General features: G+C 70.1%; 21 protein-coding genes. 6 read left to right on the top strand and 15 right to left on the bottom strand.

Features of this window, described 5'->3' with window-relative positions; translation table 11 throughout:
- Nucleotides 1-16: 16 nt before the first annotated feature.
- Genes pip through gmhA form a run of 5 tightly spaced genes read right to left on the bottom strand, consistent with a single transcriptional unit; the run spans nt 17 to nt 4356 of the window.
- Entirely contained in the window at nt 17-979 is a 963-nt protein-coding gene (pip, locus tag ML539_RS09035; protein ID WP_243322704.1) for a prolyl aminopeptidase, read from the bottom strand.
- 8 nt (nt 980-987) lie between these two features.
- Complete coding sequence (locus ML539_RS09040; protein ID WP_243322706.1) at nt 988-1875, bottom strand: DMT family transporter; 888 nt, start codon at nt 1873-1875, stop codon at nt 988-990.
- Nucleotides 1872-3062, bottom strand: a complete 1191-nt coding sequence (locus ML539_RS09045) for a coproporphyrinogen-III oxidase family protein (RefSeq protein WP_243322708.1) — start codon at nt 3060-3062, stop codon at nt 1872-1874. The genes ML539_RS09040 and ML539_RS09045 overlap by 4 nt, the downstream gene beginning before the upstream one ends.
- Nucleotides 3052-3783 (bottom strand): DUF4124 domain-containing protein, encoded by a 732-nt coding sequence (locus ML539_RS09050; protein ID WP_243322709.1) that lies wholly within the window; start codon nt 3781-3783, stop codon nt 3052-3054. The genes ML539_RS09045 and ML539_RS09050 overlap by 11 nt, the downstream gene beginning before the upstream one ends.
- A gap of 9 nt (nt 3784-3792) precedes the next feature.
- Nucleotides 3793-4356, bottom strand: coding sequence for a D-sedoheptulose 7-phosphate isomerase (gene gmhA / locus ML539_RS09055; RefSeq protein ID WP_243322711.1), 564 nt, complete (start codon nt 4354-4356; stop codon nt 3793-3795).
- 89 nt (nt 4357-4445) lie between these two features.
- Between gmhA and ML539_RS09060 the strand changes: the two genes are divergently transcribed.
- The gene (locus ML539_RS09060) at nt 4446-5405 is read left to right on the top strand and encodes a hypothetical protein (protein ID WP_243322713.1); all 960 of its coding nucleotides are present in this window, start codon (nt 4446-4448) and stop codon (nt 5403-5405) included.
- 7 nt (nt 5406-5412) lie between these two features.
- Here the strand turns inward: ML539_RS09060 and ML539_RS09065 are convergent, their stop codons facing one another.
- The 6 genes from ML539_RS09065 to ML539_RS09090 all read right to left on the bottom strand — a co-directional run bounded on the left by ML539_RS09065 (nt 5413) and on the right by ML539_RS09090 (nt 12623).
- On the bottom strand, nt 5413-5832 hold the full coding sequence (locus tag ML539_RS09065) for a hemerythrin domain-containing protein (RefSeq protein WP_243322715.1): 420 nt from the start codon (nt 5830-5832) through the stop codon (nt 5413-5415).
- Nucleotides 5833-5952: 120 nt separating this feature from the next.
- A complete protein-coding gene (locus ML539_RS09070) occupies nt 5953-7335 on the bottom strand; it encodes a rhodanese-like domain-containing protein (protein ID WP_243322716.1) in 1383 nt (460 codons plus the stop codon).
- A gap of 167 nt (nt 7336-7502) precedes the next feature.
- The gene (locus ML539_RS09075; RefSeq protein ID WP_243322718.1) at nt 7503-10025 is read right to left on the bottom strand and encodes a DNA translocase FtsK 4TM domain-containing protein; all 2523 of its coding nucleotides are present in this window, start codon (nt 10023-10025) and stop codon (nt 7503-7505) included.
- A gap of 69 nt (nt 10026-10094) precedes the next feature.
- Nucleotides 10095-11507: a polysaccharide deacetylase family protein gene (locus tag ML539_RS09080; RefSeq protein WP_243322720.1), complete on the bottom strand. Its 1413-nt coding sequence runs from the start codon at nt 11505-11507 to the stop codon at nt 10095-10097.
- A gap of 44 nt (nt 11508-11551) precedes the next feature.
- A complete protein-coding gene (locus ML539_RS09085; RefSeq protein WP_243322722.1) occupies nt 11552-11902 on the bottom strand; it encodes a 6-carboxytetrahydropterin synthase in 351 nt (116 codons plus the stop codon).
- A gap of 49 nt (nt 11903-11951) precedes the next feature.
- Nucleotides 11952-12623: an HD domain-containing protein gene (locus ML539_RS09090; protein WP_243322724.1), complete on the bottom strand. Its 672-nt coding sequence runs from the start codon at nt 12621-12623 to the stop codon at nt 11952-11954.
- 107 nt (nt 12624-12730) lie between these two features.
- Here ML539_RS09090 and ML539_RS09095 point away from each other — a divergent pair, with 107 nt between their 5' ends.
- From ML539_RS09095 to ML539_RS09105, 3 genes are all read left to right on the top strand, one after another.
- The gene (locus ML539_RS09095; protein WP_243322725.1) at nt 12731-13051 is read left to right on the top strand and encodes a (2Fe-2S)-binding protein; all 321 of its coding nucleotides are present in this window, start codon (nt 12731-12733) and stop codon (nt 13049-13051) included.
- Between the two features lie 59 nt (nt 13052-13110).
- A complete protein-coding gene (gene bfr, locus ML539_RS09100) occupies nt 13111-13587 on the top strand; it encodes a bacterioferritin (RefSeq protein WP_243287252.1) in 477 nt (158 codons plus the stop codon).
- A 91-nt stretch (nt 13588-13678) separates the two neighbouring features.
- Nucleotides 13679-15421, top strand: coding sequence for a cytochrome c biogenesis protein CcdA (locus ML539_RS09105; protein WP_243322727.1), 1743 nt, complete (start codon nt 13679-13681; stop codon nt 15419-15421).
- Between the two features lie 16 nt (nt 15422-15437).
- Here ML539_RS09105 and ML539_RS09110 read toward each other — a convergent pair whose 3' ends face one another.
- From ML539_RS09110 to nth, 4 genes are all read right to left on the bottom strand, one after another.
- Nucleotides 15438-16031: an outer membrane beta-barrel protein gene (locus ML539_RS09110; protein WP_243322729.1), complete on the bottom strand. Its 594-nt coding sequence runs from the start codon at nt 16029-16031 to the stop codon at nt 15438-15440.
- A gap of 90 nt (nt 16032-16121) precedes the next feature.
- Nucleotides 16122-17162: a TlpA disulfide reductase family protein gene (locus tag ML539_RS09115; RefSeq protein WP_243322730.1), complete on the bottom strand. Its 1041-nt coding sequence runs from the start codon at nt 17160-17162 to the stop codon at nt 16122-16124.
- A gap of 55 nt (nt 17163-17217) precedes the next feature.
- Complete coding sequence (locus tag ML539_RS09120) at nt 17218-17970, bottom strand: TlpA disulfide reductase family protein (protein ID WP_243322732.1); 753 nt, start codon at nt 17968-17970, stop codon at nt 17218-17220.
- A gap of 32 nt (nt 17971-18002) precedes the next feature.
- Nucleotides 18003-19457: an endonuclease III gene (gene nth / locus ML539_RS09125; protein ID WP_243322733.1), complete on the bottom strand. Its 1455-nt coding sequence runs from the start codon at nt 19455-19457 to the stop codon at nt 18003-18005.
- 58 nt (nt 19458-19515) lie between these two features.
- On the opposite strand from nth, the gene ML539_RS09130 reads away from it, so the two are divergent.
- Both ML539_RS09130 and ML539_RS09135 read left to right on the top strand, forming a co-directional pair.
- The gene (locus ML539_RS09130) at nt 19516-20376 is read left to right on the top strand and encodes a bifunctional 5,10-methylenetetrahydrofolate dehydrogenase/5,10-methenyltetrahydrofolate cyclohydrolase (RefSeq protein WP_243322735.1); all 861 of its coding nucleotides are present in this window, start codon (nt 19516-19518) and stop codon (nt 20374-20376) included.
- Nucleotides 20377-20422: 46 nt separating this feature from the next.
- Nucleotides 20423-21595, top strand: coding sequence for an energy transducer TonB (locus tag ML539_RS09135; RefSeq protein WP_243322737.1), 1173 nt, complete (start codon nt 20423-20425; stop codon nt 21593-21595).

Genomic DNA, 21595 nt, shown 5'->3' on the forward strand with positions numbered 1-21595 from the left:
GGCGGGGTCCGGAGCCTCAGCCGGCGAAGCGATCCGTGGCGGCGACGAGGGCTCGCGAGATGCCGGGCTCGTAGGCGCTGTGGCCGGCATCGGGGACGATGACGAGGTCGGCCTCGGGCCAGGCCTTCGACAGGGCCCAGGCGCTCTCGATGGGGCAGACCATGTCGTAGCGGCCCTGGACGATGGCGCCGGGGATGCCCTTGAGCCTCCCCGCGTCGCGCAGCAGCTGGGCCTCGTCCATCCAGCCCTTGTTCAGGAAGTAGCTGCACTCGATGCGGGCGAAGGCCAGGGTGGTGGCCTCGTCGCCGTAGGAGGCGATGAAGTCGGGGTCGGGGATGAGCTTGCTGGTGGCGCCCTCCCAGATGCTCCAGGCCTTGGCGGCGGGCAGGTTCACAGTCGGATCCTCGCTCAGCAGGCGCTTGGCGTAGGCCTGCAGGAAGTCGCCCCGCTCGGCCTCGGGGATGGCGTCGCGGTAGGGCTCCCACGCGTCGGGGAAGATGCGGCTGGCCCCCTCCTGGTAGAGCCAGTCCACCTCGCGCTGGCGCAGCAGGAAGATGCCGCGGAGGATCAGCTCCGTGACCCGCTCCGGATGCTTCTCGGCGTAGGCCAGGCCCAGCGTGGCGCCCCAGGACCCCCCGAAGACCATCCACCGCTCGATGCCCAGCTCCACGCGGATGCGCTCGATGTCGGCCACCAGGTCCCAGGTGCCGTTCTCGCGCACCTCGGCGTAGGGCGTGCTCTGGCCGCAGCCCCGCTGGTCGAAGAGGATGATGCGGTACGTCTCCGGGTCGAAGTAGCGCCGGTGCTTGGGGCTGGTGCCGCCGCCGGGCCCGCCGTGGAGGAAGATGACGGGCTTGCCCTGGGGGTTGCCGCTCTCCTCCACATGCAGCTCGTGCAGGTCCGACACCTTCAGGCGCCGCACCCGGGTGGGCTCGATGGGCGGGTAGAGCCAGCTGACGGGATCCTTGCGCAGCGACATCGGGACTCCTACACGAAGAACAGCGCCGCCGCGCCCGCCAAGGCCAGCAGCGTCCCCAGGATGGCATGCCAGCCCACCTTCTCCTTGAATGCGAAACGGGAGACAGGCAGCAGGAGGACGGGCGACAGGGACATGAGCGTGGCCGCGACGCCCATGGGGGCCCGGGCGATGGCCACCAGCGACAGCACCACGCCCAGCACGGGGCCGGTGACTGCGCCCAGGCCGATGTAGGCGGTGGCCCGGCCGTCGCGGAAGCCCCCCAGGGTTCCGCCCAGACGGTCCCTGGCGCCGAAGTAGAGCAGCAGGGCGCCAAGGCCCGCGGTCACCCGGATGAGGTTGGCGGAGATGGGCGGGAAGCCGCCCGCCAGGCCCTTCAGGCTGAAGAGGAGGCCCACGGACTGGCCCAGGGCGCCACCGACGCCGAGCGCCACGCCGCGCCAGAGGTGGGGATGGGGCTCGCGATCACCGCCATCCCACACCACCCAGGCGATGCCGCCCAGCGTGACGGCCATGGCCAGAACCTTCGGGAGGTTCAGGCCCTGGCCCAGGAACAGCCAGGCCAAGAGAGCACTGAAGATGGGCGAGAGGGTCATGAGCAGCATGGCCAGCCGCGCGCCGATGAGGACGAAGGCCTCGAAGAGCACCGCGTCGCCCACGGCGAAGCCGATGAGGCCTGAGACGCCCAGCCAGGCGAACCGCGTTCCGCCCGCCGCCCAGGGGAAGGCCTGGCCGTAGAGGGCGAGGTGCAGCAGGACCAGCAGGGCCCATGCCATGAGCAGCCGCACCAGGTTCACGCTGGCGGACCCCACCCGCCGGCCCGCGATGGTGAAGCAGACGAAATTGAGAGCCCAGCACGCGGAGGTGAGCAGGGCGGCGCTTTCGCCGAGGTACGTCATACGAACATCTGCAGGATGCCGTTGCTCATGAGCATGCCGCGGGGGCTGAGGCGAACCCGGTCGCCTTCCCAGACCGTGAGGCCCTCTTTCGCGAGGGCCCGCAGCCGCGCCTCCCACCCATCCGCCAGGGGCCGCAGGTTCTGGTCCCCCGCCTTCTGCCTCAGAGCCCCCCAGTCCACGCCGCGGTGAAGGCGCAGGCCCAGCAGGGGGATCTCGGCCAGGGCTTCGGCGGCGCCCAGCTCCTGGAAGTCCAGGTCGCCGCGGCCTTGAGTCCAGGCGGGGATGACGGAGGTCTCCGTCCAGCGGAAGGCGCCCATCTGCGAGGCGGCGCTGGGGCCCAGACCCAGGTAGGGGCGGCGCTCCCAATAGCGGGTGTTGTGGATGGACCCGCCGCCGGGGCGGGCGTAGTTGCTGATCTCGTAGGGCGCCAGGCCCTGGCGTGGCAGCTCTTCCTGGAGGGCCTCGAACACGTCCGCCACCTCGTCCTCGGAGGGCAAGGCGAGCCGACCGGCGTCGATCTCGGCCCGCAGGGGGCAGGCTTTGTCCAGGTCCAGCAGGTAGATGCTCATGTGGTCGATGCCTGTGGCGGCGAGGGCGCGGGCATCTTCAATGACTTTGGACAGCGACTGTCCAGGGATGCCCACCATGAGGTCCGCGCTGCGCCGCCGGAAACCGGCCCGCTCGGCCAGCCCCAGCGCCTCGAGAGCCTGTGCCGCCCCGTGAATCCGTCCCAGCCGGGCGAGCAGGGCGTCATCCAGGGCCTGCACGCCGAGGCTCACGCGATCCCAGCCAAGATCCCGTGCCCCCTGGAGCCAACCCAGATCCACGGTACCGGGGTTGGCCTCGAAGGTAGCCTCCACGAGGGGCGAGAGGTCGAAGGCGTCGCGGAGGGCGGCCGTGAGCGCCGCCAGTTCCCCCGGGGAGAGCAGGGAGGGGGTGCCCCCGCCCAGGTAGAGCGTGTCCACGGCGGGCCGCTCCAGGGCCTCGCCCCAGGCCCGGACCTGGGCCGTCAGGCGCCGGATCGTGGCCGGCTGGAGGTCGCGATCCCGGGTGGTGGCGAAGGAACAGTAGGTGCAGCGGTCCAGGCAGAAGGGAATGTGCAGGTAGAGCCCGAGCGGCTCCCCGTGCGCGGCGGCCCTGAGCGCCGGCAGCCTCTCCGCCAGGGGGAGCGGAAGGTCAGGGGTCAACCATCACCTGCTTCACAGCCTCCCGCAGGGCCTGGATCTCCTTCGGGAAACACCAGGGCGCCTGGGTGGGCTCCGCGGCTCGTTCCAGAGCCTGATACCGCTGCAGCAGGAATGCATGGCGTTCGGGCCGGGGGATCCGCCCGCCCATGTGGAGCTCGAGCAGTTCGAGGTTCTGCTGGAGGCGGGCCGCCTGGGGGTGGTAGAGGAAGACGTTCAGGAGCAGGTGGCCGAAGGCGAGGCCCAGGATCAGGAACCCGCCCACCACCGGGAGGCGGAGCGCTGTGCTCAGCCCCAGGGCCAGCCACCAGCCCATGAGGAGCATGAGCGCGAGCGCCAGGAGGGGCACCAGGGGCATGGCCCACAGGCCATTGCCCCAGAGGCAGTCGTGGATGAGGGAATCGGTGACCGCTTCGAGGGTGCGCCGGTCATTGGCGGTCCGGGCCCGGAGCAGGTGCTGGTCCAGGGCCTCCCAGGCCTGTTTCTGGGTGGGAGTGAGGGCCACCTGCCGGTACCCGCGGGGAATCAGGTTCTGTGAACCGGCCTGGGCAGGACGGAGGCGACCCGGCTCCACCGCGGGCGGGGGCGGGGGTTCCAGGATCTCCGCGTCGGCCGGCGGCGGCGTATTGGTGATGTGGGTCTGCCCGCCGGCATCGCGCCAGTAGTAGGTTCGCGAAGGCTGGCCCAGGAGGGCCAAGACGAGCAGTCCCGCGGCGGTGATCATCCGTCACTCTCAGAACTGGGCATCAAGGGCCTCGCACCAGAAGTGGTAGATCATCTGGTGGATCTCCTGAATGCGCGCCGTCACGGTGGAGGGCACCACGAGGGCGTCGTCCATCAGGCCCGCCAGCTTGCCGCCGTCGCGGCCCAGCAGGCCCAGGGTGCGCACGCCCAGCTCCTTCGCGGAGGCCGCGGCCCGGATGACATTGGGGCTGTTGCCGCTGGTGCTGATGCCGATGAGCAGGTCGCCGGGCCGGCCCAGGGCCTCCACCTGGCGGGAGAAGACCTGGTCGAAGCCGTAGTCGTTCCCGATGGCCGTGAGGGCCGATGTGTCGGTGGTGAGGGCGATGCCCGCGAGGGCGCGCCGCTCCTTCAGGTAGCGCCCGCTCAGCTCCGCGGCCAGGTGCTGGGCGTCGGCGGCGCTGCCCCCATTGCCGCAGACGAGAATGCGGCCGCCCCTGCGCAGGCGCTCGGCCATGTCGTCAGCCTGGGCGAGGAGGTGGTCCATCTCCCGGGTGAAAAAGGCCTGCTTGAGCTGGACGGACTCCTGGACGTGCTGGAGGAGGATCTGCTTCATGCCGCCGATTGTGACAGGAATTCCACTCCCAGGATTTCCCAGACACTGGCAGACTGCGGGGAGTCTTGCCCCTTCCGAGCGTGGGTCCCATGGAATGGATTGCCCTCAAACACGCCCTGCTGGCCCACCTCCCGGTGGCGACCGGATTGCTCCTGCCCTGGGCGCTGTTCGCCTCCCAGCGCGCCGGACGCGGCATGCGCCCCTGGTGGACGGTGTGCCGGTACCTGGGCTGGGTCGGCCTGCTGGGGCTGATCGCCGCGCTGGTCAGCGGCCCCGCGCTGGGCCGCCTGTCGGCGCTGATTCCCGCCGGGCGGATCTTCCCCCTGCCGGCCTCGGGACTGGGAGCGGATGCCCTGCTGTTCCGCCATGCGGTGATCGCCACCGCCGCGGCGCTCCTCTCGGTCCCCGCGCTCTGGTCCATGAACCGCCCGCGGAAGGATCACCAGAGCCTGGGCGCCCTCGCGCTGCTGCTGGGCCTCGCCTGGTCCGGCGCCCTCCTGGCGACCGGCTATTCCGGCTATGCCCTGGCCCATCCCGGCCGGCCCGTTGCCCCCGCGCCCGCGAAGGTCGTCCAGGCGCCCCCCGCGGCGCCGATGGATCCCGAAGCCCAGGCTCCCGTGCGGGCCCTGGACTATGCCTCCCTCGAGGCCATCCACGCGGAGCCCGTCAAGTCTCCCGCTCACGGCGGCCGGTGGATCCGCGCCTGGGCCAATCCCGCCGCCGCCTCCGCCTACCGGGCCGGCAACCCCCTGCCGCCGGGCTCCCTGGTGGTGCTCAGCACCCTGGAGGACCGCTGGGGCCGCCCCGGCACCGAACCCGGCCCGCTCTACGCCCTGGAGATGAAGGGCGAGACGCCCGCGCTCTCGTTCTACTGGCCCCAGGTGCCCATCGACCGCCGGCAGGAGACCGGCGGCGAGGCCCGGGCCTACTGGCGGAACCAGAACACGCATCTGGAGGCCTGCAAGGCCTGCCACACCGGGGGCATGGCCGATCCCGCGCAGCGCAGCCGCTGGCGCGTGCCGCGCGCGAGGCCCGTTTCCGAGAATTGACCCGAAGCTAGGCCCGTTCCACGAGGGGGAACAGCCGGGCTTCCTCCAGGTCGATCCGCCTGCGGAGGACCTGGAGCAGGTCCCTGGACGTCTCGATGAAGGCCTCCGGTGCCAGCCGGATGGCTTCGGCGCTGGGCCAGTGGTGGCTGAACTGGCGCAGCCGGGTCTTCAGCTCGCCCAGGCCCGCCTCCAGCCCTCTCGCGGTGGCCTGGATGTCGGGGTCCATGGCTTCCAGCAGCGCCGGATACAGGACGGTGTTCTCCATGGACACGTGGGCCTTGACCGTGACGAGGAGGGCCTGCGCGCCGGCCAGGCAGAGGTCCGGATGGCTTCGCACCAGGGCCGGGGCCAGGCGGGCCTCATGCTCGCGCGCCAGGCGTCGCAGCTCCTGGTGGTGGTGGTGATAGGGGGCAAGGCTGGCGTCCATGGCAGACCCTCATGCCCCATGCTATCGGCCGAGTCGGGCCAGACTTGAGTGTTGCTTGGGGGTGGCTGGCATAAAAAAGGCCGGTCAAGGGACCGGCCTTTTTTATGAGGGCGAGGGGATTCAGTCGAGGGTGAACTCGCCGCTGTCGATGATGGTGATCTCCGTGGGGAGGAACTGCACGTCGTAGCCCTTCTCCTTCAGCAGGTGGTAGGCCAGCTCGGCACGGATGCCCGTGGAGCAGTGGCAGATCACCTTCTGGCCCTTGGGGACCTCGGCCAGGCGGGCCAGGATCTGGGGTTCGGGGATGGTGAGGGCACCCTTGATGATGCCGTTCTTCGTCTCGTCGAGGTTCCGGACGTCCAGGATCACCGCGCCACGCTCGGCGGGAGCGAGGTTCGCGAGCTTGGTGAAGTCCGCCGGGGCGATGGCGCCGGGGCGGGGCTTGGGCACGAAGGCGGCCTTCGTGGCCAAGGTTCCCGTCTCCACCGGCATCGAGGCAGCCTGCCAGGCCTTGAACCCGCCGGTGAGGACGTTCACGCCCACATAGCCGGCCTTGACCAGGTCGGAGGCCACGGCCTTTGCCGCGTCGCCGCCGGTCTCATCCACCACCACCACCGGGGGCTTGAGCTTGGCGGAGGGGAAGGTCTGGAGCAGGTCGGCCGTCTTCGCGGGATCCGCGGCCACGGCGCCCTTGATGAAGCCCTTGGATGCTTCAGCGGCGGGACGGGTATCGAGGATCACGAGCGGCGTCTGCGTGTCGAGGAACGCGGCCTTCATGGAAGCCGGGCTCAGCACGCCGTAGGCCTTCTTCGTCCAGGCGGGCATGCCGTCGATGAACACCTTGGCGTTCGTGTAGCCCAGCTTCTTGGCCTTGGCGAGCGATCCGGGGCTCATGTTGCAGGTCTTCCCGCTGCAGTAGAAGATCACCAGCGCGCCCTTGTCGGCCGGCAGCTTGGCCACGTTCTTGTCGAAGGCGGGGAAGGGCAGGTTCACGGCCGTGGGGATGGCGCCTTCCATGAAGCGCGGCGCCGGGCGCGAGTCGAAGAGGAAATACTTTCCTTTCTCGGGGCCCAGGACCACCAGCTTCTGGAGTTCGTCGAACGTGATGGTCTCGCTGGCGGCCAGCTTGACGGGAGGCTTGGCGAACACCGCCACGGCGGTCTTCACGCCGTCCTTCTCGGTGAACTGGACGCGCACCTCGTGGCCCTTCGCGATGGACTTCAGCGCCGCCTCAGGGGTGGCGGCGGGCTCAGGCGTGACCACCTTCAGGGCGGCCTTGTCGAAGCGCAGCACTTCCGTGCGCTCGTCGATCTTGAGCTGGAATGAGTTGTTCTTCAGGGCCAGGTTGTCGAAGTTTCCGCGGAGGTTGTCGGCGGCGGTGGTGTGGCAGGTGGTGCAGATCTTCGCGGAGGCCGGCTTCGGGGCCGTAGCGGGCTCGGCTGCCAACAGGCAGGAAGCGGCCGCCAGGAGGCTGGCGGCGCGGAGGAAGGGGACAGAATTCATGCAGACTCCTCAGGCAGGGGTAAGCGCAGTCTGAGGATTCATGATCGATGCATCAAGAAATGTGTGACGCAGATCTACGGACAGTCCAATGGCGGGTTTCTACAAGTGTTAATTGGATTGAATTATGTTGATATGATTATGAATCGATTGACGATAACGTCTGAGACTCACTCCGCCTCGACCAGCACTTCGCGCGGTTTCCCCGCGCCGCGGTCCGGCCCCACGATGCCCTCCTCCTCCATGCGGTCGATGAGTCGCGCGGCGCGGCCGTAGCCGAGGTTGAGCTTGCGCTGGAGGAGGCTGGTGCTGGCCTTGCGCTCCCGCTTCACCACGGCGAGGGCCCGGACGTAGATGTCATCGCCGCCGCCCATCTCCGCCTCGTCGAAGAGGGCGGTCTCCTCCTCGGTCTCCATGGCGCTGACGAGGGATTGGTTGTAGTCGGGCCGGCCGCGCTCCCGCAGCCAGGTCACGAGGCGCAGGGTCTCGTCCTCCGTGAGGAAGGGGGCGTGGATGCGCCGGGGATGGCTGGCGCCGTTGGGGAGGAACAGCGCGTCGCCGGCGCCCAGCAGCTGCTCGCCACCGCCGGAATCCAGGATGGTGCGGCTGTCGATCTTGGTGCGCACGCGGTAGCTGAGGCGGCTGGGCAGGTTGGCCTTGATGACGCCCGTGACCACGTCCACCGAGGGCCGCTGGGTGGCGAGGATGAGGTGGATGCCCACGGCGCGGGCCTTCTGGGCGATGCGGGCGATGCTGTCCTCCACCTCGCTGCGGGCCACCATCATGAGGTCCGCCAGCTCGTCGATGACCACCACCACGTGCGGCATGGGGTCCAGCACCGCGGGCCGGTCCGGCCAGCGCGGATTGGGCGTGCGCTCGGAGATGTCCAGGCTTCCGCCGGCGTCGGTGATTTTGGTGTTGAAGCCCTTGAGGTCGCGCACGCTGAGCAGGGCCAGCCGGCGGTAGCGGTCCTCCATCTGGGCCACCACCCACTTCAGCACGCGGCCCGCCTCCTTCATGTCCGTGACCACCGGCGCCCACAGGTGCGGGATGTCCTCGTAGACGCCCAGCTCCACCATCTTCGGGTCCACGAGGATGAGCTTCACCTCGTCGGGCAGGGCGCGCACGAGGCAGGAGCAGATCATGGCGTTCACGCCCACACTCTTGCCGCTGCCGGTGCTGCCGCCGATGAGCAGGTGGGGCATCTTGTTGAGGTCGGCCACCACGGGCTTGCCCGCGATGTCCTTGCCGAGCGCCAGCTGGAGCAGCCCCGGCGCGTCGCGGAAGGCGGGGCTGTCGATGACCTCGCGGAAGGTGATGATCTCCCGCTTGGGGTTGGGCACTTCGATGCCCACCAGGTTCTTGCCTGGGATGCGGTCCATGCGCACAGCTTCAGCCTGCAGGGCCAGGGCGAGATCCTCCTCCATGCCCAGGATGCGGGACAGGGGGATGCCGGGATCGGGCTGGAACTCGAACACCGTGACCACGGGGCCGGGCTGCATGCCGGTGACGGCGCCCTTGATCTTGAATTCGGACAGTTTCTGTCCAATGACTTCCTTGATGGACTCCAGCGCCGCGAGGTCAGCCTTCGCGTGCTGTCCGGGCGGATCGAAGAGCCGGCGCGGGGGCAGGGTCTCCCGTGAGGCCGGGCCCGGTTCCGGATCGGGCGGCGGGGCGGGCAGGGGGCGCGCCGGAGTGGGCTCGGTGAGGGGCAGCGGGGGCTGGACGATCTCCCGCCCGAAGCGGTCCTTGGCCACCTGGACCTTGGCCACGGTGGGCTTCGGCTTGGGCGGCGGCGGGGCCTCGGCGAGCAGCTTGGCCCGGAAGGGGGCGTCGGCGGGCAGGGGGGGCGTCGGTGCGGAGGTGGGGAGCGGCTGCGCGTCGATCAGGGTCTGGGTGGCATCGAGGTTGATGGACTGAATGGGCGGAAGCAGGTCCTCGGCGCGGACGAGGGGCTGCTTCCTGCGGACCTCTGCCGTCTCCAACTCGGCCTTCAGGAGGGCCTCCCGCTGGGCCTCCAGGGCCTCCTGGCGCTGGGCCAGGGCCAGCAGGGCCGCGCCATCCGCCGCGTCCAGGTCCGGCTGGTCCGGGTTGCGGCCGCGGAGGAAGGGCCGCCTCACCATGCCGAGGAAACCCTGGAAACCCTTCGCCGGCATGGGCTTCACCCAGGGCCAGGCGGTCTCGCCCAGCCAGCGGTGCAGCAGCCTGCCGATGCCGCGCGTCACGGAGGGGGCCAGGACGAGGGCGCAGGTGAGCATCACCAAGGCCAGGAAGAGGGGCAGGCCGACGGGCCCCAGGAGGTGGCGCTGGGCAGGCCACAGGGTGCTTCCCAGCCAGCCGCCCCAGCGGATCTCCACGGTGCCCACGCCATCGAGGCCCGGCCAGGACCGGCTGCCGAAGGCGCCGAGGGCCGTCCAGACCGCCAGGGCCAGGCCCAGCCAGGCCAGGCGGCCGGGCCAGCGGTGGCCCTCCCGGGGCCAGGCTTCCCAGAGCAGGTAGGGCGGGACGATCCAGGCGCCCATGCCCATGAGGGTCTGGAGCAGGCCTGCGATGGTGGCCCCGACGGTGCCGCAGAGGTTCTGCACGCCCGCCACGGCGGCGCCCTGGGTGAAGGGGTGCGGGTCCAGTGGATGGAAGCTGGCCAGCGAGAGCAGCAGCACCAGGGCCACGAAGCCCAGTCCTGCCCTCAGCATCCAACGGCCGATCCCCTGCAACGCGCCTCCAAGGTGACTGGGCTTCAGTGTAGCCCAGGGGCGCGGCGCTCAGCGGGACTGGGGCGCGGGGGTCGGAGATTGCAGGAAGGCCAGGCGCAGCTGCGGGTTCCAGGCGGGCTTGCCGAGGTCGTGCAGGAAGGCGCTGACCGGCACGAAGGCCCAGCCTTCCCGTCGCGCGCGGTCCATGAAGGCCCCCAGCCCCGCGGAGGGCCGGTCCTTCTCGGCCCGCTCCGAGCCCAGGTGCATGAGCACGATGAGGCCGTCGCCATCGCGGTCCAGGCGCTGCCTGAGGCGCTGGAGGATGGCATCGCCGCTGCGGTACAGGCGGCGCTCCTTCGGTGTCGCCCAGTCCAGGGTGTCCGCGCCTTCGCTCCAGCCCACGTGGCGGTAGCCCAGTTCCTCGGCCCACCGGCGGATCTCGGCGGTCTGCTCGCCGTAGGGCGCCCGCCAGTAGGGATCCATGGGGCGGCCGAGGAGGCGCACCAGGGCCGCATCGGCCTCCAGAAGTTCCCCCTGCACCCGCTCCTTGGTCCACTTGGGATCGCGCTTCATGCCCGGCGCGAAGTGGGGATGGTTCATGGTGTGGTTGCCCAGCTCGTGACCTTCCGCCGCCATGCGCTTCACCAGGGCCGGAAAGTGCTGGATGAAGGCGCCCGTGAGGAAGATGGTGGTGTGCACGCCCCGGGCCTTCAGGGCATCGAGGATCTCGGTGGCGACCTCGGCATTGGAGCCGCCATCGAAGCTGAGGAGCAGCCGCTTCTGTCCCCCGGGGCCGCGGGTGAGGTTGAGCGCCTCGCCCATCCCGGGCCAGGGGCCTGCCCCCGGGGCCGGCGCCGCGGCGCGGGGGAGAAGGAACGGAGTGGGGCTCGGGAGGGGAGTGACCCGATCCGGGGCCACGGCGGGCAATCCGGGCAAGGCTTTCGGAGGCCGGGCGGGCACGATGGCGGGGCCCACCTCGGCCCGGGCCGGCAGGATGGCGGGGCTCACCTTGGCCCGGGCCGGAAGGACGGGGCTCACCTGGGCCTGGGCAGGCGGATCGGCATGCCGCGCCTTGGGTGGGATCGCGGAAGCGGCGCGGGTGCTGGGTTTCGGGGGCGCGACCCTGGCCGGCGGAGGCAGCACGAACTCGAAGCGGGCCAGGATCTGGCCAGAGGCGGTGCGCAGCAGGGCGGTCTCGCCCACGGGGGGCCGGAAAAGCTCCCAGCGCACGGGGCCGGCTTCGGCGAAGCGGGCCTCCCGGATGGAGCGCCCCTCCAGCACCAGCTCCGCGGGTGAGGCCAGCTCGCCCTCCAGGATGGCCAGCCCCCCCACGGGGCGCCAGGACCAGTCCTTCCGGGCCGAGGTGGCGGGCCTGGGTGGGGGAGCGGGCCGCGAAGCCGCCTCCCGGGCCGCCTGGCGCCCGCAGCCCGTCAAGGCCAGGAACAGGCCCAGGAAGAGCCCCGAGCCCAGGCCTGTGCACATGCCCATCCGCAGACTCGGGCCCGGACCTGGCCTGCGTGCGGGTCTCATGACGTGGCGTCTCCCCGGCAGAGCGCCCAGTAGTTGGCCTTTTCCCTGATTCTCACGCTGTGCGGGTGCAGGTCCGCCTCCCGCAGATGCTCGAAGGCCCACTCGGCCAGGGCCTCGGCGGTGGGGTTCCGCCCATCCAGCGGGGAAAGGGTGTTCAGCAGGTGGTAGTCCACGGCTTCCAGCCAGGCATCCAGGGCCTTGGCGAAGGCCGCCTCGTCCGCTTCGGAGACCAGCTCGACCGTGGCCTCGACTTCCCAGTTGTGCCCGTGCCGATCCTCCTGGAATCCAGGAAGGTTGTGGAAATGATCGGCCACGAAGGGGCGTCGGAGGGAGAGGGTGAAAGGCATGGCTGAGTATAGCTATCGGCCATGGACCTGCGGACATGAGGAACGGCGATCAAGGCTCGGCCGTCGGACCCAGCTCCGCGCGGAGCGCGGTCAGGTAGGCGGTCATGACCGCCTGGCGGGCCCCGGCGCGGCGGCGTCCCGCGGCGGTGGTCATGCCGGCGGCGAGCTTGAGGAGCTTCCGCTCGAAGTGGTCCAGGCTCCAGGCCTTGTCATCCAGGTCGCGGCCCTCGGCCCAGGGGTCCTCCGGGTGCCATAGGCCGGCCCCGAAGCTGGCGCCCGTGGCGAAGACCCGGGCGATGCCGATGGCGCCCAGGGCCTCCAGGCGGTCGGCGTCCTGCAGCACGGCGGCCTCCAGGCTGCCGGGAGACTCACCCCCGCTCCAGCTGTGAGTGGCCACGGCGGCGGCGATGGCCTCTGCCTTCGGCTCCAATCCCGGCGTCTCCCGGCACCACTGGGGCACCAGCTCCGCCGCCAGGCGGGCGGTGAGCGGCGACTCCGGGTGGTTCTTGGGGCGGTAGACCAGGTCGTGGAGCAGAGCGGCGGCCACGCAGACCTCCGCATCCGCGCCCTCCTCGGTGGCCAGGACGCCCGCCAGGCGCGCCACCCGCAGGATGTGGCCCAGGTCATGGGCGGCATCCCGGAGGAAGGGCTCGGCGGCCAGGTGGGCCCGAAGGCGCGCCAGCAGGGGCGCGGACCAGGGGAAGGCGGGGCTCGGCGTCATGGTTCCAGCCTAATCCAGCGACCGTGGGCGGGGATTGTGGCGCAGATCACACATTTCAATATTGAGACTCCTTCTCTTTTGATTAGAATGGATTCGTGAGGTCGGGCATGTATCTCTGCGTCTGCAACGCCATCACGGAGGACCAGGTCGTCTGGGCCGTGCGGGAGCGCGGCGCGGCGTCGGTGAAGGCGGTCTTCGAGGTCCTGGAGGCCAAGCCGGACTGCGGGCGCTGCCTGGGGGCCATGGCTGAGGCGGTGCTGGCCATCCGGGCCGGGGAGCCGGTGGGGGTGGCCCTGAATCCCTTGACGACGCCTTGGGGTTGCCGGGGCCGTTGCCGTCCGAATTGGGGCCCGACCATGGTCCCGGCTATGGTCCCGGCTATGGGCCCGACCTGGGGCCTGTCGGCGGAGGTCGCCAAGGCCGGCTGAAATGCTTGTGAAGAACCGGCAAAGGTGGCTATGGTGAGGGCCTTTCCAGGGGAGGCCCCATGCAAGGCGATGCGACCCTCATCCAGCACCTGAACCGGCTCCTCCGCAACGAACTCACGGCCATCAACCAGTACTTCCTCCACGCCCGCATGTGCCGCAACTGGGGCCTGAAGGAGCTGGGGGAGCACGAGTACCGGGAATCCATCGACGAGATGAAGCACGCCGACCGTCTCATCGAGCGGATCCTCTTCCTGGAGGGCCTGCCCAGCATGCAGGACCTGCACAAGCTGCGCATCGGCCAGAACCCCAAGGAGGTGCTGGAGGGGGACCTGGCCCTGGAGATGGACGCCATGAAGGATCTGCGCGAGACCATCGCCTATGCGGAAGGCATCCGCGACTACGTGAGCCGCGACTTGGCCCAGGACATCCTTGAGAGTGAGGAGGAACACGTGGACTGGCTGGAGACCCAGCTCGACCTCATCGGGCAGATGGGCCTCCAGAACTTCGTCCAGCGGGCCGCGGGCGGCCTGTCCTGACCGCCGGCCCCTGCCATCGCAGTGGCCGCTGGCGGAGGGCGGTCCGCCCAGGGGATCATGGAGGGTGCCCCGAGGCACGCCTGGAGTGCCCATGCGGTTCCTGAAGTCCCTGTTCTGCTCCGTTCTGCTGGCGGCGACCGCCTGGGCCCAGAAGGCTGATCCCTCCTTCGATGCGATCAAGAGCGTGAGCCTGGCCTTCCAGAAGGGAGCCGTGGTGCTCACGGTGCCGCCGGGCGCCCACCTGAAGGCCTCGTTCATGGAGGTGGCGAAGAAGGGCGGCGCCGGAACGCTGAAGGTGGGTCCCCTGCCCGCCACGGACGCCCAGGACGAGATCGGCGACGGCGTGTGGCATGGCACGGTGCGCATCCCCCTGCGCGGCGAGAGCCTCAGCGGCACCGTGAACCTGGAAGTGACCTACCAGCCCTGCACCGAGGGCGAGGGTGGCGTCTGCTTCCCGCCGACGACGCGGACGCTGGAGGTGAGGGCGTCCGAGATTCCGGCTGCCGCGCCGGCGGTTGTGCCGGCGGAGAAACCTGCGGTTTCTCCGGTGGAAAAAACGGCAGAGCCGGCGACCCCTGCGGCTTCACCTTCTCCCGCGGCGCAGGCGGCTGCGCCTGCGCCTGTCTCCGAGCACTCGGGCCTGTTCTGGTCGCTGCTCCTGGTCTTCCTGGCGGGCATGGGGGCCTCGCTTACGCCCTGCGTGTACCCGATGATCCCCATCACCATGGCCATCGTGGGGGCCAAGGGCAGCGGCAAGGCCCGGGGCTTCGCGCTGTCAGCCATGCTGGTGCTGGGCATGGCGGTCACCTACACCACGCTGGGCGTGCTGGCGGCACGCAGCGGCGCGGCCTTCGGGGCCTTCGCGCAGAAGCCTGCCTTCCTCATCCCTGTGTCCCTGCTCTTCGCGGCCTTCGCGCTCTCCCTCTTCGGGGCTTTCGAGATCGCCCTGCCCCAGGGGCTCGCCCTGAAGCTGCAGGGCGACGGCTCTCGCAAGGGCTTCGGCGGGGCTTTTCTCATGGGCCTCGTGCTGGGACCCCTCTCGGCGCCCTGCGTGGGGCCCGTCATCGGCGCGGTGCTGGTGGGCATTGCCCAGCGGGGCGATGTCTTCATGGGCGGGCTCCAGCTCTTCGTCTTCGCCCTGGGCATGGGTGTGCTGTTCCTGACCGTGGGCACCTTCTCGGCGGCCCTGCCCAAGAGCGGCGACTGGCTCACGCGGTTCAAGCAGGGCATGGGCTTGGTGGTGCTGGGCTTCGCGGCCTGGAACGTGCGGCTCGTGGTGCCGGACTGGGCGAACTTCGCCATGTGGACCGTGGTGATGCTCGCGGGCGCGGCCGTCTTCGGCGCCTTCGAGGCCGCCGCGGGCCTGGTGGGCCAGCTCCGCAAGGGCTTCGCCCTCCTGATGCTGGCGCTGGCCCTGCTGCTGGGCGTGCGCACCGTGGAGACCTTCCTGAAGGTGGACCTGCTGCCCAAGGGCGGCGCGGCGGCCGTGGCAGACGAACACGCCGGCTGGATGGAGCAGGATCTGGAAGGCGCACTGGCCAAGGCCAGGGCCGAAAAGAAGCTCGTGCTGGTGGACATCTACGCCGAGTGGTGCGCCCAGTGCAAGGAGCTGGACGAGAAGACCTGGCCCGACGCCTCCGTGAAGCAGTGGATGGCCCAGAACGCTGTGCCCATCCGCATCGACACCGACGCCAAGCGCAAGGATCTGGCCGCCAAACTCCAGATACGCAGCTACCCGACGGTCCTCCTGCTGGACGCGGACGGCAGGGAGCTGCGTCGCATCCTGGGCTTCCAGAAGCCCGAGAGCATGAAGGCGTGGCTGGAGGGAAAGTGAGGGGAGGCGGCCTCGCCTAGAAACGCCAGGCCGCGCCCGCGCTCACGCGGACGAGGCGATGGGACAGCACCCGGGGGAACAGGCTCCCGTCCAGGCGCAGGAGCCACTGCTTGCCGAGCGGCGCTTCGACTCCGACGCCGAGGTGGGGGGTGAAGCCCGAGGTGGTGGTCTCGCCCGAATCCTTCAGGAAGACGTAGCCCTCGCCCCTGGTGGCGGTCCAGTAGGCCACCCCGGCGCGGCCGTAGGCAGACGCGGAACCGAGGGGAAGCCAGGCCATCCCCGTGAGGCTGGTGGTGCAGACGTCCCGGTCCTCCGGAACCCCACCGGCGATCACCGTGAAGTCCCCATAGAAGGTCTGGTCGATCTCGAAGCCCCAGGTCCGGCGCCAGCGCCCCCCTCCGTAGAGCGCGAAACCGGCCGTGGTGCGGGAATCCGGGGCCCCAGCGACAGGGAAGGCGGGCTTGTAGTCCGCCCAGACGAGTGAGAGTCCGACGAACCCCTCCCAATCCGGCTTCAGGGCCGGTTCCTGCCCGTGGAGCGGGAGGGCCAGGAGAAAGACGAGTGCCCCGCGCGATACGGCGGCGGGGCGGGCTGGCGAAGGCATGGCCATGGGATCCCCCAGCTCTGAACCTCCAGATGCGGGGAACATAACCCATGAATCATCAATGCGCAAATCCCCAGGCGGGGGTGGCCGCCGCCCTCACTTGCCCAGGAACGTCTCCAGCGTCTTCTCCAGGTTCTCGCCCCGGAGCTGGGCGCCGCTGGCGACGATCTTGCCGTCGGGTCCGACGAGCAGGGGCTTGGGGATGCCCTTCACGCCGTAGGCGTCGGCCACGGGGTTCTGGAAGCCGCCCTCGATGAAGGCGTGCTTCCAGGGCATGGGCGTGGCGGCCTGCTTCCGGAAGGGCGCGATGTGCTCGACGCGGCGGTCGAAGGAGAGCGAGAGGATCTCGAAGGGCTTCGTCTTGAACCTGGCCCAGGCGGCGTGCATGGAGGGCATCTCCGCGCGGCAGGGCGGGCACCAGGTGGCCCAGAAGTCGATGAGCACGTACTTGCCCTTGAACGTGTCCAGCGTGTAGGTGGTCTTCGGATCGCCCAGGGCCTGGAGGTGGAAGGCCGGCGCCGGGCGCCCCAGGCCGGTCTTCAGCTCGCCCTCGAGGATGCCCTGGGCCTGCTTGGCCTGGCGGCTGCCGGCGAAGTCCTTCTGCAGGGTCTCGTAGGCGGGCTTCCAGGCGGCCTCGTCCTTGGCGTCCAGGCGCTCCCAGAAGTGCTCGAAGAGCAGGATGCGCCGGAGGTCCGCGTCGGCGTGCTTCGTCCGGGCCTCGGCCACGTAGGCGTCCCACCCCTTGGGATCAGCTTCGGCGCGGGCGGTGAGCAGGCCCGGGTCCAGGCTCCAGGCAGCGGCGGTGGGCGGCACCTCCTGCTTCAGCTGGGCCAGGAAGGCCGGGGCAGGCTCGGCCTTGGCCAGCTGGAGGTGGAACAGCTTGCTCACCAGCAGGGCCTGGCGCAGCTCCGGGGCTTTTTCGACCGCCAGGCGCGCGTCCAGGTCCGCCAGCTCCTTGGTGCAGTCGCCACGGAAGTCCTTGGTGTTGCCCCCGGCCTTCATGAAGGCGGCCCGGGCATCCATCACGGCCTTGGCCTTCGCCTTGGCCGCCTCGATCACGGCCTGGGGAGCCGGGGCAGGGGCGGGAGCCTGCAGGGCAGGCAGGGCCGTCATGAGGTAGATCAGGGGCAAGGGCATGGATCCTCCGGCGGGGCGGGCAGCCTCGCCGGACAGGTTACCTCAACAGATGAGGTCAGGGCTGGGCAGGTTTGGCGGGTTCGGCCGGGGCAGGTGCCGGGGCTGGCGCCGGGGCGGGCGTCCGCTCCCGCAGGGCCCGCATCACGGCCTGGCCCACGAAGCCGTCATGGTAGCCGATGTGCAGTTCGGCCAGCTTCCCCTGGCGGTCCACCACGAACAGCACGGGCACGGAATAGATCATGTCCATGAAGTTGGACGGACCCTCCTTGCCGAGGCCCGGCGTGAAGACGGGCATGTGGCTGCTCTCGAAGAACTGGCGGTTCCGGTTCATGAACTTGTGGATGGCCCGCCAGCCGCCCTCGATGCCGCTGTCCTGCTGGTTCTCATCGAAATTGACCGCCAGGATCTCGAAACCGTACTGACCCTTCTTGGGATAGAGGCTGGCGAATTCCTGGAGCATCTTGGCGGAGGGATCGCAGTTCTTGCTCCAGAGGCCCACCAGCACCACCTTGCCCTTGAGGCTGGCGATGGAGATGCCCTTGCTCTTCTCGTCGTAGGCGGTGAAGGCGGAGACATCCTTCCGGCCCGCCGGAGGGAAGAACTGATCCCCTTGCTGGGAGTAGCGGACCGCGGAGGCGTCCGCCCCGTTGGGACCGTACTGGCTCTTGTCGTTCAGTTCCGTCTTCTCCTGCATGATCCTCGGGCAGGTGGGATCGCTGGGGCTGTTGGCGTTGTTGAAGATGCCCTGGGCCCCCAGGGCGAGGCCGGAGAGGGCCAGGAGAAGGCTGCACAGCGGAGGACGCGACACGGGACACCTCTCGGTGGGGATTGCCCACCACCCTATCGGAAGCTCCGCACCAGGTCGAGGCCCAGCTCCGTCCGGCTGAGGTACCAGGTGAGGGCCTGGCCATCCACCACGCGCACCTCCGCGTCCGGGAAGCGCCGCTGCAGCTCGGCCTGATGGCGGCGGTTGAAGCGGTAGGGCTCGGTGGGGAGGAGGATCAGCTCGGGCGAGAGGGCCGCCAGATCGTCGTCGGTCAGCGTCGGGTAGCGGTCCGGACCAAGGGGCGCCAGGCCCCCCGTCCGGAGGAGATCGCCCACGTAGGTGTCGGGCCCGGCGCTCATCCAGGGATCCTTCCAGATGAGGGCGAGGGTGCGGGGACCTTTGCGGCGGCGTCCCGTCAGGGTGGCCTCCAGCGCCGAGGCGCGGGATTCGGCGACTTCGACGGCGCCGAGGCGCTCCCCCAGCTGGCGCAAGGCGCGCACGCAGTCCTTCACCGTCCGGATCTCCAGGGCCAGCCAGGGGATGCCCAGGGCCGTGAGGGCATCCGCGACCTCCTTCGGGTTCTCGTCCCGCTCGAGGATCACCAGGTCCGGCGCCAGATCGCGGATGCGGTCCAGATCCGGGTTCTTGGTTCCGCCCACGGCGGGCACCGTGTTGCGGATCCACTTCGGTTCGATGCAGTACCGCGTGCGCCCCGCCAGCCGAGCCGCCAGGCCCCACTGGACCAGCAGCTCCGTCACCGAGGGCACCAGGCTGACGATGCGTTTCGGCGTGTCTCCCGTGGGAACCTGTGCGCCGGGTGCCGCGGCCTGAGGGCTGAGGACTGAGGCCTGAGGACTGGCGAGGGTCAGCCTCACCCCCAGGTGCGGATCCTTGATCTGCCCCAGCCCCGTGGGACAGAGGTCCAGCAGAGGGCAGGCGGCACAGGCGGGGCGGCGGGCGTCGCAGGTGCGACGACCGTGGAAGATGAGCTGGTGGTGCAGCTCGATCCAGTCCTCCCGGGGGAAGGCCTGGCAGAGGTCGGCCTCCACCTTCTCGGGCGTGGCGGCCTTCGAGAGGCCCAGGCGGCGCGCCACGCGGAAGATGTGGGTGTCCACGGCCAGGGCCGGCACGCCGAAGGCATTGGCCAGGACGACATTGGCGGTCTTCTGGCCCACGCCGGGCAGGGCGCCCAGCTCCGCCGGGTCCGAAGGCACGCGGCCGCCGTGCTTCGCCATCAGCGCCTGTCCGAGTCCGATGAGGTTCTTCGCCTTGTTGCGGAAGAATCCGGTGGACTTGATGAGGGCTTCCAGTTCCTCCGTGCGGGCCGCCGCGAGGCTGGCCGCATTGGGGTAGCGGGCGAAGAGGGCCGGCGTGGTGAGGTTCACCCGGGCGTCCGTGCACTGGGCGCTGAGGATGGTCGCCACCACCAGCTGGAAGGGGTCCCGGTGGTCCAGGGCGCAGCGGGCGTCCGGGTAGGCGGCGCGCAGCCGGGCCTGGATCTCGCGGGGCTGGGGCTTGGAGGAGCGCATGGGACCAGGATAGGGTGCCCGGCCCGCCGGGTGGATAAACTGGAAGGCGAGGTGCCGCATGCCCACCACGCTCACGGGGAAGCTCGACTGCCAGGAGACCGCCCGGCACTACCTGGACCTGGTGCGCTTGAACGTGAAGAAGCTCGGCTTCTCCCCGGGCCTCGGCGTGATCCTCGGGAGCAGCGACCCCGGCAGCGTCACCTACCAGCGCTGGCTCATGAAGGACTGCGAGGACCTGGGCATCAACGCCGCCGATCTGCGCGTGGAGAACGGCATGCAGCTCGTGAAGCTCATCGCCCGTCTCAACCAGGACGACAAGACCCACGGCGTGTTCATCTTCTATCCCCTGCGCTACCCCGAGATCAAGGATGACGAGGTCATGGACCTGGTGGATCCGGGCAAGGACATCGAGGGCCTCCACGCCATCAACATCGGGTTCCTGACCAAGTACCGGAAGCGCCTGGACGACGGCTCCCAGCACCGCTGCATGACGCCCTGCACCGCCCGGGCCATCGTGAAGACGCTGAAGCGTGGCTTCGGCGACGGCTGGATGGCCGGGAAGACCGTGCTCGTCATCAACGACAGCCTGCGCATCGGCCGGCCCCTCACGGCCATGGTGGCCAACCTCAAGGGCACGCCCATCCTCTGCCATGCCGCCACCAACCCGACGCACCTGGAGGGCTTCGTCCGCATGGCCGACGTCATCGTGAGCGCGGTGCCGGCCCCCGGCTACCAGATCCGCACGGACTGGATCAAGGACGGCGCCCTCTGCTTCGACCTCAGCGGCGACGGCAACTTCGACTACGAGGCCCTGGAGCGCCGAGGGATCCTCTACACCGACACCACGAAGAACAGCGTGGGCAAGGTCACCCGCGCCATGGCCCTGCTGAACCTCACCTACGCGGCGGGCGTGGAGTAGGCCTCCGCCGAGCCCCCAATACTGGCCCGACGTTCCCGAGGTTCCCATGCGCCCCGCCGCCGCTCTCCTGGCCTGCCTCAGCCCCTTTCTCCCGGCCCTGGCCCAGCCTGCGCCGGCCGGTCCGGGAACCCTGGCGACACCTCCCGCCGCGACTTCGGACCCGGTGCCCTACGACTTCCAGCGTCTGGTGGTCCAGAAACGGGCTGATTCGCCCCCGTACCCTCCCCTGGCCCGCTTTGCGAACCTGGAAGGTGAGGTTCTGCTGCGGCTGACCATCTCGCGCTCCGGGTGGGTGGAGCGGGCCGAGGCCCTGGAGGGCCCCAGGCTGCTTCGCGAGGCCGCGGCGGCCTATCTGCAAGCCTGGACCTTCCAGCCCGTCGTCATCGACGGGACACCCGCGCGGGTGCAATGTGACCTGCGGGTACCCTTCCACCTCGACGCTGCGCCAGGTGCGCCCCACCCCTCGGCGCCGCCATCCAAGGTGGTGGTGGAGGTGGCGCAGAACTCGACGGACGGACCGGCCGTCCTCGAAGCCGACCGACTGGAGGCCGAGCTCGGACGCTTCTTGGACCGGAGCGGCCTGGCCCGGGTGGCGCCCTTGGAGGCGGGACCGCAGGACGCCTTCCACCTCGGGCTGCAGATCCAGGTCGTCCGGGCGGAGGGCCTGGCCATCTGCCAGGTCCGAGCGCGTTGCTCGCTCTGGGAGGACCGGGACCTGACCGAGAACGTGCCCGGAAAACCGCCTCGCATCGCCTTCTTCAACCGGGTGGCTGGGAAGAAAGGCGATGCGGGTCTCCAGGATCTGGTCGCCGGTGTGCTCAGGCAGGGCCTGGACGAGGTCCTGGCGCCTCCGGCCCCGATTCGGGAGATCAAGCCGGCCGCGAAACCATCGGCGCCCGCTCCCGCCTCCACCGCGCCCGCACAAAAGGCCGGGGGCGTGGTGGACTTCGACTTCAGCCAGATCCGCGTGAAGCGCCAGCCGCCCGCGCCACCCTATCCGCCCGCGGCAAAGCTGGCCCGCGTTCAGGGCACGGTGGTCCTGGACCTGATCATCGATCCGCAGGGTGAGCCCGTCCGGGCCGAGGCGCGAGAAGGGCCGGTACCCCTGCTGTTCACCGCCATCAGCTATGCCCTGGCCTGGCGGTTCGAGCCGGCCAAGCTCAACGGGGTGCCGCAGTATGCGCGGTTCCGCCTGACGATGCCTTTCCGGCTCCGCTGA

Source organism: Geothrix sp. SG200, from assembly GCF_022808935.1.
Taxonomy (GTDB): domain Bacteria; phylum Acidobacteriota; class Holophagae; order Holophagales; family Holophagaceae; genus Geothrix; species Geothrix alkalitolerans.